Source organism: Peribacillus sp. NPDC097675, from assembly GCF_050277655.1.
Classification (GTDB): domain Bacteria; phylum Bacillota; class Bacilli; order Bacillales; family DSM-1321; genus Peribacillus.
Map to the genome: position 1 here is coordinate 36,414 of NZ_JBNNSK010000020.1, position 11,299 is coordinate 47,712.

Sequence of the window (11,299 nt, forward strand, 5' to 3'; positions counted from 1 at the left end):
AATGGATGCCAGAATTTCAACCGGATAAATTAACGGTAAAATTTATGCCACCCACCACCCCGTGCCTTCCAGTTGACGGAAGAAAGTATACCCTTACTCATTCTGATGAAACGGGTGCCCTATACCTGGCAATCGGGACGGAATATGATTGTTCAGCCTTGAATGTAAAATTGAGAGATGAAGTGATGGCTAATTGGGATGCGTCACTTGGTCAATATCTTTTAACGGTTAACGTTTATGTAGATGGAGTGGAAAATGAATATGCTCAGGCAAAAGCCCGATATACAATTTTTCGAAAAAACCTGAATTTGGCTATTACAGCTATAATTAACGGAGATAAAGAATTTTACTGTTTTTTCCCGTGGCTCGTTGATTGCCCGATTTATGTACAGTTTCAATCCTCTTTTCATGAATTTAACCAGCGTATTTTCTATGGCACACCTCGATACTACTGGCTTGATTGAATAATCCCCCCTTATGCTCCCTAAACGAGCTAGGTGGGGGAACTTCAAGAAAACTTTTGTAATATTTCCTATACTTAATTATTTGAAATTGACAAATTTATAAAATTTGGTAAAATCTAATTATAATCCAGTTGTAAATAAATTGGATTTTTTACTCAGAAATAAATGTAAGCGGATACATAAGGAGTGATGGCCTTACGGAGTTAAAAGAAAAAATCATAGAAACATCACTGAACCTCTTTGAACAACATGGTTATCACGGAGTCTCTGTGAACGAAATTGTAAAAGAAAGCGGAACAAGTAAAGGTGGTTTTTATCACCACTTTTCTTCTAAAGATGAGCTCTTGTTTGTCATACATGATTATTTTATATCCTATGTGTTAACGAAAGCACAGGAAGCCACCTCAGAAAGCATTCATCCTTCAGAAAAAATGCAAAAGATTATCCTATCGTTTGTTAAAGTGTTTGACCTCTATAAACCACATATCTCAGTTTTCTATCAAGAAAGCATATACCTTAAACCACCTTATGTTGAAGCAATCAAAAATAAACGTCACAAATATAAAGAAATTGTTTTTTCTGTGATTCAAGAAGGAATTGAAAAGGGAGAATTCCGCAGCGAGCTGCCGGTTGAAATAACTGGGATGTCTATTTTAGGCTTGGTGAACTGGACCTATAAATGGTATAAACTGGACGGCGAAAAATCAATCGAGGAAATCGGTCAAATCTATGTCGATTTAATTTTACAGGGATTATTAACGGAAAACATGAAGAATGATCCAAGGATTCAGCCTTTTTTACTGAAAAACCAGATTGCAATAAATAGGAAGTGAATCGCTCACATCCTATACAGACCAACTAGTCGGTCTCACTATGAAAGGGGAACGAATAAATGGATTTCTCACTCACAAAAGAGCAACAAATGATTAAGGAAATGGTAAGAGAGTTCGCAGAAAAAGAAATTAAGCCAATTGCAATAGAGTTGGATGCGAAGTCAATGTTCGCGGAGGATGTTTTCAAGAAGATGGGTAAATTAGGGTTGCTTGGAATTCCATTCCCAGAGGAATACGGAGGTTCAGGTGGAGATACGATATCCTATGCGATTGCTGTCGAGGAAATCGGTAAAGCTTGTGGAGGAACCGGATTGAGTTATGCTGCAGCCGTTTCTCTTGGTGCGAGCCCGATTTATTACTTTGGTACCGAGGAACAAAAGCAAAAATACCTTATCCCGATTACCACTGGTGAGACGCTGGCGGCATTCGGACTGACTGAACCGAATGCAGGGTCAGATGCTGGTGGCACGAGATCGACGGCGGTAGTGGAAGGTGATGAATATGTGATTAATGGTGAGAAGACATGGATAACAAACGCCAGCTACTCTAGAACGATCACAGTTACGGCCGTCTCGGGAAAAGACAGTCGGGGAAAAAATATTATTTCTGCTTTCATCGTCCCAACGGATACACCGGGACTAACGATAAACAGCAATTATGAAAAAATGGGGGTGCGAGCCTCTAATACATGCGAAATCATCCTGGATAATGTCCGGGTACCCAAGAAGAATTTATTGGGTGATCCAGAAAAAGGATTCAAGCAATTCTTGTTCACGTTAGATGGGGGAAGGATTTCCATCGGAGCATTAGCAGTTGGAATTGCTCAGGCTGCCTTCGACAGAGCATTGGCTTTTTCAAAAGAACGGGTTCAATTTGGAAAAACAATTTCTAATTTTCAAGCGATACAGTTCAAACTGGCTGATATGGCCATGGAAATTGAATTGGCGAGAAACATGGTTTATAAAGCTGCATGGTTAAAAGATAATAAAAAACCATTTGCAAAAGAAGCGGCTTTTGCCAAGCTTTTTGCAAGTGAAACCTCCTTCCGTACGAGCAATCAGGCTATTCAAATTCATGGAGGCTCAGGGTATATGCGTGAATACGAGGTGGAGCGTTACTTACGAGATGCTAAGTTACTAGAAATTGGTGAAGGTACTTCAGAGATTCAAAGAATGGTAATAGCGAGACAATTGGGCTGTTGATCCTTTTGAATTACGAATATGGAACATATTCACGGTAGTGCTTACTGGGAGATAGACAGGTAGTGTGACTTATCACATAAGTTGTTCAGCTTACTTATACATGATAGGAGGAGTTCGATGTCTGATTTGCAAGAAATCACTGTCGGCAAGCTGCTTCAAGAGACCGCTAATCAATATGGAAATAATGAAGCGGTTGTATATCATGAATTGGGTTTACGGTATACCTACAGTGAATTGGAAAGGGTTTGTCGTGAGGCAGCTCGTGGCTTTATGTCACTTGGTATTGAAAAAGGTGAACATATTGCTATTTGGGCAACGAATAAACCAGAGTGGGTCATTTCCCAATTTGCAACAGCCCAAATGGGTGGTGTACTTGTCACGGTCAATACGAACTATCGTACGAGTGAACTTGAGTATCTTCTCCGGCAATCGGATGCGACGACCATCATCTTGATGGAGCAATATCGTGATCATTCTTATATAGAAACGCTTTATGAGATTATTCCTGAATTAAAGACCGCCGATCCTGGTAAATTACAATCTAAGAAACTACCGAAATTAAAAAATATCATCATGTTAGGCGAAACACGATATCCCGGTACCTTTTTATGGTCTGATATCCTTGGCGGTAGTAGTCGGATATCCGAGGAAATGCTCGATATACGGATGAATGAACTGAAATCTGAAGATGTAATTAATATGCAATATACGTCAGGAACGACGGGATTTCCAAAAGGAGTCATGTTGACACACTCAAATTTGGTCAATAACGGGTTAAACGTAGCGTCCTGTATGAAACTTACAAACCAAGATCGGCTCTGTATCCCGGTACCGATGTTTCACTGCTTTGGATGTTCACTTGGAACGATGGCTTCCGTAGCTGTCGGGGCTACAATGGTGCCTGTCATTGAATTCAATCCACGTACCGTACTTCAAACCGTGGAGTCGGAAAAATGTACGGCTCTTCACGGGGTACCGACAATGTTCATTGCCGAGTTGAACCTTGACGACTTTGATGAGTATGATCTGCGTTCTCTTAGGACTGGAATCATGGCTGGGTCCACTTGTCCGATTGAAGTCATGAAAAATGTGGTGAATAAGATGGGGATTTCAGAAATCACGATTACGTATGGCCAAACGGAATCTTCACCTGGGATCACGATGACCCGTACAGATGACCCCATTGAACTTCGTGTTTCTTCGGTTGGTCGGGCATTGCCGAATGTGGAAGTGAAAATTATAAACCCTGCTACCGGAGAGGAACTTGAGAAGGGCCAACAGGGTGAACTTTGCTCAAGAGGTTACCATGTCATGAAGGGCTATTATAAAAACCCAGAAGCAACAAAGGATTCCATTGATTCTGAAGGTTGGCTCCATACTGGGGATTTAGCGGTTATGGATGAAAACGGGTATTGCAAAATAACCGGCCGCCTAAAGGATATGATCATTAGAGGGGGGGAAAACATCTATCCCCGTGAAATTGAAGAGTTCCTTTATCAGCATCCTGCGATATTAGATGTTCAGGTCTTGGGCATACCTGACAAGAAATATGGTGAAGAAGTAACGGCTTGGATTATTTTGAAAGAAGGAGAAGTCCTGACAGCAGAAGAATTGAGAGTGTTCTGCCAAGGAAAGATTTCTCATCACAAGATACCGCGTTACATTCATTTTACGGATGCCTATCCAATGACTGCATCCGGGAAAATCCAAAAATATAAGCTACGGGAGCAAACCCTTAACTTATTGACGGAACAGACGAAATAAGGAGGATATTGGATGATAAAAAAAGTTCTTATTGCAAACCGAGGAGAAATTGCTTCTCGTGTCATTCGCACTTGCAAAGAATTAGGAATCGATACTGTAGCCGTCTATTCTGAGGCTGATTCCGAATCGCCATTTGTCAGTTTTGCAGATGAAGCATACTTACTAGGTGGATCCCGTGTTCAGGAAAGTTACTTGAATGTCGATAAAATCTTAGAAATTGCTAAAGCTGCAAAGGTAGATGCCATACATCCGGGATATGGATTTCTAAGTGAAAATGCTGATTTCGCACGTTCATGTGAAGCAGCTGGCTTGATTTTCATTGGCCCTAAACCGGACGTCATTCAACAGATGGGCAATAAAGTGGAAGCCCGAAAAAAGATGGAGCAAGCAGGGATCCCGTTAGTACCAGGTTTCTCCCGTCCCTTAATGGATAGCATGGAAGCAGCGGCCGTAGCCGAAAAGATTGGATACCCTATTATGCTGAAAGCATCAGCTGGAGGCGGGGGCATTGGTATGCAGGCGATTGCTAATGAGGAAGAGCTCTCAAAAGCTTTCGAAGGAAATCAAAAAAGGGCACAATTATTTTTCGGCAATGGAGATATGTTCATCGAAAAATTGATTGAGAAACCACGTCACATCGAGATTCAAGTACTGGCAGACACGTTTGGTAATGCCGTTTATTTATGGGAGAGGGAATGCTCGATCCAAAGACGCCATCAAAAAGTCGTGGAAGAGGCGCCATCTTCTTTTCTTGATGAAGAAACACGAAGGAAAATGGGTGAAGCAGCCATAAAGGCCGTGCAGAGCATCGGTTATCACAATGCAGGTACCTTGGAATTTTTAGTTGATGCTAATAAAAAGTTCTATTTTTTGGAAATGAATACACGTCTTCAAGTGGAACACCCAGTCACTGAGGAAATTACCGGTCTTGATCTTGTTGAACAGCAGATCAAAATCGCTAACGGTGAAAAACTCTCTTTTACCCAAGAAGATGTAAAAAGACAGGGTCACGCCATAGAAGTGAGGATTTATGCAGAGGACCCTAAGACATTCTATCCAGCACCCGGTAAAATTACGGGTTTGTCCCTCCCAGAAGGTGAAGGGATTCGCCACGAGCTCGCCGTACAGGATACCTCGGTCGTTTCCCATTTTTATGATCCGATGATTGCCAAGTTGGTAGTAAGCGGTGCTACCCGTGAGGTTGCAATTGATCGATTAAAAGAGGCACTGGAAAACTATAAGGTTGAAGGAATTAAAACGAATTTACCGCTACTTAAGGAAATCATTGAACATGAGGCGTACTATCAAGGAGAAACAACCACAGATTTCATCAATAAATATATTAAAAAAATCAAGGTTTAATAGATGGATACAAATTACTTCGTGATCATAACTAAATGAGGAGGACTTAATAATGGAAGAATTAAAAGCAAGCATGGCAGGAAGTGTATGGAAGATCCTAGCGGATAAGGGGCAAAGTGTGGATGATGGACAGGAAATCATCATTTTGGAATCTATGAAAATGGAAATTCCCATTGTCGCAGAAAAGGCTGGAACACTCAAGGAACTTAAAGTGAGCGAGGGGGATTTTGTTAATGAAGGCGATGTTTTGGCCGTCATTGAATGAAGAGACGGAGGGATAGGATGAATTGGCCTGAAAAAGTAACCATTAAGGAAGTAGGCCCTAGGGATGGGCTTCAAAATGAGAAGGTCATCGTACCGACGCAAAGGAAAATAGATTGGATCGATCAGCTTTCGGCGACCGGCCTTACTTATATAGAAGCGACTTCTTTTGTGAATCCGAAATGGATCCCTCAATTGGGAGATGCATTGGAAGTAGGAAAAGGAATCAAGCGTAATCCTACCATCACATATGCGGCACTCGTTCCGAACCGTAAGGGCTTGGAGTCTGCCCTAGAAGCGAGTATGGATGAAATTTCGGTTTTCATGTCAGCCAGCGAAACTCATAACTTGAAGAATATAAACAAAACAATCCCGGACACTTTCCCTGTTCTTAAGGAAGTTATCGATGAAGCAACTGCCATTGGAAAACCAGTAAGAGGGTATGTTTCCACAGTTTTCGGCTGCCCATATGAAGGGGCAATTGATATCGAGAACATTTTTCGGGTATGTGACCAATTATTCGAGTATGGAATCAATGAACTATCATTAGGAGATACAATCGGTGTGGCTTCTCCCAGACAAGTGGAAGAGTTCCTTGAGCAAGCAGTGAAACGATATGATAAAAGCCTACTTGCACTCCATTTTCATGATACGAGAGGGATGGCTCTTGCCAATGTCCTCAAATCACTGGACTATGGTATAACCACTTTTGACTCTGCGCTAGGAGGACTTGGGGGCTGCCCTTATGCACCGGGTGCAAGCGGAAATGTGGCTACAGATGACTTGGTTCACATGCTTCATAATATGGGAATTTCTACAGGAATAGACACCGAAAAATTGATTAAGTCAGCTTCCATGATGCAATCCTGTTTGGAAAAACCCTTGCCTAGCCATCAGATGGCCATTTATAACGCACAATGAATCAAGAGGAAGTGGGTGAGGCTATGTTATCAAATGTAAAGGTCAGTCATGAGGAAAATGGAATTGTCATGGTGACCTTGAATAGGCAGGATGCGGCCAATGCGTTATCGAAGGAATTACTCCATAACTTACATGAAGCGTTAAATGAATTGAAAGAACTGCCTAATCTTCGAGCAGTCATTTTAACAGGAGCAGGCGATAAGGCGTTTTGTGCAGGTGCCGACCTAAAGGAACGGGCTGGGATGAATGAAATGGAAGTCAGGGAAACGCTAAAGCTAATCGGTGATACCATATCAGCAGTGGAAAATCTTCCGGTTCCAGTCATTGCTGCGATAAATGGTTCTGCTTTTGGAGGAGGCCTAGAGTTAGCTCTAGCCTGTGATATTCGTATTGCCTCGAACACGGCAAAAATGGGGCTAACGGAAACTTCTCTTGGTATTATTCCAGGTGGGGGTGGGACTCAGCGCCTGCCAAGGATCGTTGGCACAGCGACTGCGAAAGAACTGATTTATACGGCAAGGAGATTAGACGCGCCAACAGCTAAACACATGAGAATCATCAGTGATGTGATCGATCCTAACCTATTGCTTGCAGAGGCGAAAAAACTGGCGAGGGAAATAGCAGCTAATGCCCCGTTAGCCTTACGTGCTGCAAAAAAGTCGATCAATCAGGGAATGGATACTGACTTAAAAACTGGACTGCAAATCGAACAAGACTGCTATCAAACGACGTTACAAACCCGTGACCGACTGGAGGGTCTGTCGGCATTTAAAGAAAAACGCAAACCGGTATTCAATGGTAATTGACTTCGATTGAAGGAGGAACATGAATGGTAACAACCGATAAACTCACCGAACAGGTTGAAAAAATAAGTAAGGGTGGTTTGGAAAAGTATCATCAAAAGAATGCGGAAAATGGTAAGCTTTTCGTACGAGCAAGATTAGAGTTGCTATTGGATGAAGGAATCGATATTGAGGATGCCTTCTTTGCAAATTGTACGAGTGATGGACTTCCTGCAGATGGGGTCGTCACGGGGATGGGGAAAATCAACGGCCAGACAGTCTGTGTCATGGCCAATGACTCGACTGTGAAGGCCGGATCATGGGGGGCCAGAACGGTTGAAAAAATCATCCGTATTCAGGAAACAGCCGATAAGTTACAAGTTCCACTTCTTTATCTAGTCGATTCAGCAGGTGCCCGCATTACGGATCAAGTCGAAATGTTTCCAGGAAGGCGTGGGGCTGGCCGGATTTTTTATAACCAAGTAAAACTATCCGGTAAAGTTCCACAGATTTGCCTCTTGTTCGGTCCTTCCGCTGCCGGTGGAGCGTATATTCCAGCCTTTTGCGATATCGTCGTCATGGTTGAAGGAAATGCATCGATGTATTTAGGTTCACCCCGAATGGCCGAAATGGTCATCGGTGAAAAGGTGACAGAAGAGGAAATGGGAGGAGCTAAAATGCATTGTTCTGTATCAGGATGTGGTGATGTACTAGTACATTCTGAACAAGAATCCATTGCTTTTGCCCGTAGGTACTTAAGTTATTTTCCAGGGAATTATCAACAAAAGCCAAAAGCATTCCAATCAGTACAACCAGCTGATTTTGAAAAAACAATTGAAGAATTGATTCCGAAAAATCAGAATGCTGCATTCAATATGTATGACTTAATTGACAGGATTATAGATCGTGAATCATTTTGTGAAATCAAGAAGTTATTTGCACCTGAATTGATTACAGGTCTCGCCCGATTAAATGGGCAATCAGTGGGTATCATCGCCAATCAACCACGAGTCAAAGGAGGAGTATTATTCCATGATTCGGCTGATAAGGCAGCCAAGTTCATTAACTTATGTGATGCTTTTCATATCCCGCTTTTGTTTCTTACGGATATTCCAGGTTTCATGATTGGAACGAAAGTCGAACAGGCAGGCATCATCCGACATGGTGCAAAAATGATTTCTGCCATGAGTGAAGCCACAGTACCGAAAATTTCGGTTGTTGTGCGTAAAGCTTATGGCGCCGGATTGTATGCAATGGCCGGTCCTGCTTTCGAACCGGATTGTGTCTTGGCATTACCGACCGCATTAATTGCCGTTATGGGTGCGGAAGCTGCCGTTAACGCTGTCTATGCGAATAAGATTAATGCAATGGAAGCGGAAGAACGTCAGGCTTTTATCCAACAAAAACGAGATGAATATAATGAAGATATCGATATCTACCGTTTAGCTTCGGAGATGATTGTCGACGCAATCATTCAACCCAATGATCTGCGTGATGAATTGAGTAAGCGGTTTGAAGCATATAGCAGTAAACAGTTAACTTTTACTGATCGTAAGCATGGGGTTTATCCGGTCTAATTATGTTATTTGTATGAAGCTAAACTCTATAATGAATCCCCCCCACTTAAGAAGTATTAAGTGGGGGGTATTTATACTTTTTCAGTTTCGGAAGTAAGGTGAAGGATAACTTTATTTATTCTTTTTTTACATACCACCAGGCGTATTTTTCCTTAGCTGACATTATTCTAAATAAGATCGATAAAAGGCCGATAAATAGGTATAAGACGTACTCACATACTGTTCTTAAATCATATTTTGAGGTGAACCATCTTGTTTAAATTTTCAAAGGTTAAATCAATTAAATCATCGCTAATAAGGTTATTATTTGCTTTAATAGCATGTTTGTTAGTGTTTAACCTAGCTACATTATACTATGATTCTTCTAAATCTATTGAACAGACCTTCAAGGAAATGGGTGTTCAGGACGCTTTAAGGATAACTTCAAGCCTTGATCCCATCCTTTATCAGGAATTTGTTGAAAATCCCCAGAAGAATGACCCTTACTTTCAAATTCAAAAACAATTAAATGATTTTCGAATAAAGTCGGGTGCTCTTTATGTATATACATATGCTATTAATAATAATCAGGTTCAATTACTGATTGATGGGCAGCCACCTGAAGAGTCTTCCACCATCGGTGAAGTTACGACATCATTATCCGTTACAGATTTATTACCGGTACTATCAGGGAAAACGGTGAGCACAGACATCATTAAAGATGAGAAGTACGGAAACTATATGTCTTCTTTTGCTCCCATTAAAGATAGAGAGGGAAAAGTAATAGGCATTCTTGGCATTGATAAAGAGGCCGAAATGATCCAATCGATTAAAAATGGGGTATTATCCAGTTTGTTACCGATCGTTATTGCAGTTTCTGTTATTTTTACCTTACTCATTCTTGGAATCGTCTACTATTATCTCGCTAAGAAGCTTAATCCTCTAAAGCGATTATCAGATGTAGCCAATTCTATTACAAAGGGCGACCTTGAAGAGGCCTCGACTTTAACGAGGGAATATAGAGTAGAATCTACTGATGAAATAGGATTACTCTATGCGTCCTTCGAAAAAATGACAGAAACCTTATCTGAAATGATAAAAAAAATACATGATCTTTCATCGTCATTACATAAGCAAAGTAGTAAATTGAATAATTCTTCTAGTGAAGTAAATGAAGGGACAACCCAAGTGTCTGTCACTATGGATGAAATGTCGAGTGGTGCAGAGTCACAAGCCAACTTAGCTTCTACACTTTCGGTGGATATGAAAGAGTTCTCCGAGATTATTGCGGCAACGAATAAACAAGGCCAAGAGATTACAAAGTCAACAGATATAGCAATAAATGATTCACAGACCGGTATGCAATTAATGAGCTCATCAATAGAAAAAATGCAAGAAATCTATAATATTGTCTTAGAATCAGTGAATCAGGTGAAAACTTTGGAAACACAAAATAATGAAGTGACCACACTTGTCACACTCATTAGTAATATTGCCGATCAAACGAATTTACTCGCTTTAAATGCTGCGATTGAAGCAGCTCGAGCAGGAGAACAAGGTAAAGGGTTTGCCGTAGTGGCAGATGAAGTTAGGAAACTTGCTGAACAGGTTTCCGAATCTGTAAACGGTATTTCTACAATAGTGGGAAACGTTAATAACAACTCGAAGAATATGGTGGAAATCCTTACAACGGGGTTAGAGAAAGTGGATGAAGGGAGAGGGAAGCTTCATAAGACAGGAGAAACCTTCAATGACATATATAAGGAGTTATCAAATATGAATGGATTGGTTCATTCAATGGCTAACCAACTAATTTTATTGACGGATAATGAAGAAAAAATGAAGGAATCTATTGAAGAAGTTGCAGCCATATCTGAACAAAATGCTGCTGGTATAGAAGAGGTAACTGCATCTGCTCAACAGATTAACGCGATGAGCGGAGAAATGAATCAGTTAGTTTTCAGTTTAGCCACTGCGTCTGAAGAATTAGAGGAAATGAGTAAAAGATACAAAGTTTAAAAGCGAGGAGAGGCTGTCCCAAAAAGGGAACAGCCTTTTGTTAGTGTGCCCGGCATGGGTGCAATCTATAGGGTGTGAGTCCCGAACCATGAAGGCAGTAGTAGTGGTTAGCTTAATGCAAGGGTGTCCACGGTA

At 41.2% G+C, this 11,299-nt stretch carries 10 protein-coding genes; all 10 read left to right on the forward strand.

The window, feature by feature from the left end; all coding sequences use genetic code 11:
• Nucleotides 1-5: 5 nt before the first annotated feature.
• The 10 genes from ACQKL5_RS20720 (at nucleotide 6) to ACQKL5_RS20765 (ending at nucleotide 11,164) form a co-directional block, all read left to right on the forward strand.
• The gene (locus ACQKL5_RS20720; protein WP_427610728.1) at nucleotides 6-464 is read left to right on the forward strand and encodes a staygreen family protein; all 459 of its coding nucleotides are present in this window, start codon (nucleotides 6-8) and stop codon (nucleotides 462-464) included.
• A 179-nt stretch (nucleotides 465-643) separates the two neighbouring features.
• Nucleotides 644-1,297 carry a TetR/AcrR family transcriptional regulator gene (locus ACQKL5_RS20725; protein ID WP_427610740.1) on the forward strand — a complete coding sequence of 218 codons (654 nt, stop codon included), beginning with the start codon at nucleotides 644-646 and terminating at the stop codon, nucleotides 1,295-1,297.
• 59 nt (nucleotides 1,298-1,356) lie between these two features.
• Entirely contained in the window at nucleotides 1,357-2,499 is a 1,143-nt protein-coding gene (locus tag ACQKL5_RS20730; RefSeq protein ID WP_427610729.1) for an acyl-CoA dehydrogenase family protein, read from the forward strand.
• A gap of 117 nt (nucleotides 2,500-2,616) precedes the next feature.
• Complete coding sequence (locus ACQKL5_RS20735) at nucleotides 2,617-4,263, forward strand: AMP-binding protein (RefSeq protein WP_427610730.1); 1,647 nt, start codon at nucleotides 2,617-2,619, stop codon at nucleotides 4,261-4,263.
• Nucleotides 4,264-4,275: 12 nt separating this feature from the next.
• A complete protein-coding gene (locus ACQKL5_RS20740; protein ID WP_427610731.1) occupies nucleotides 4,276-5,625 on the forward strand; it encodes an acetyl-CoA carboxylase biotin carboxylase subunit in 1,350 nt (449 codons plus the stop codon).
• Nucleotides 5,626-5,677: 52 nt separating this feature from the next.
• Nucleotides 5,678-5,890 (forward strand): acetyl-CoA carboxylase biotin carboxyl carrier protein subunit, encoded by a 213-nt coding sequence (locus ACQKL5_RS20745; protein ID WP_427610732.1) that lies wholly within the window; start codon nucleotides 5,678-5,680, stop codon nucleotides 5,888-5,890.
• A gap of 17 nt (nucleotides 5,891-5,907) precedes the next feature.
• Entirely contained in the window at nucleotides 5,908-6,807 is a 900-nt protein-coding gene (locus ACQKL5_RS20750) for a hydroxymethylglutaryl-CoA lyase (RefSeq protein ID WP_427610733.1), read from the forward strand.
• 23 nt (nucleotides 6,808-6,830) lie between these two features.
• Nucleotides 6,831-7,613, forward strand: coding sequence for an enoyl-CoA hydratase (locus ACQKL5_RS20755; protein WP_427610734.1), 783 nt, complete (start codon nucleotides 6,831-6,833; stop codon nucleotides 7,611-7,613).
• 23 nt (nucleotides 7,614-7,636) lie between these two features.
• The gene (locus tag ACQKL5_RS20760) at nucleotides 7,637-9,166 is read left to right on the forward strand and encodes an acyl-CoA carboxylase subunit beta (protein WP_427610735.1); all 1,530 of its coding nucleotides are present in this window, start codon (nucleotides 7,637-7,639) and stop codon (nucleotides 9,164-9,166) included.
• 330 nt (nucleotides 9,167-9,496) lie between these two features.
• Entirely contained in the window at nucleotides 9,497-11,164 is a 1,668-nt protein-coding gene (locus tag ACQKL5_RS20765) for a methyl-accepting chemotaxis protein (protein ID WP_427610736.1), read from the forward strand.
• Nucleotides 11,165-11,299 lie beyond the last annotated feature (135 nt).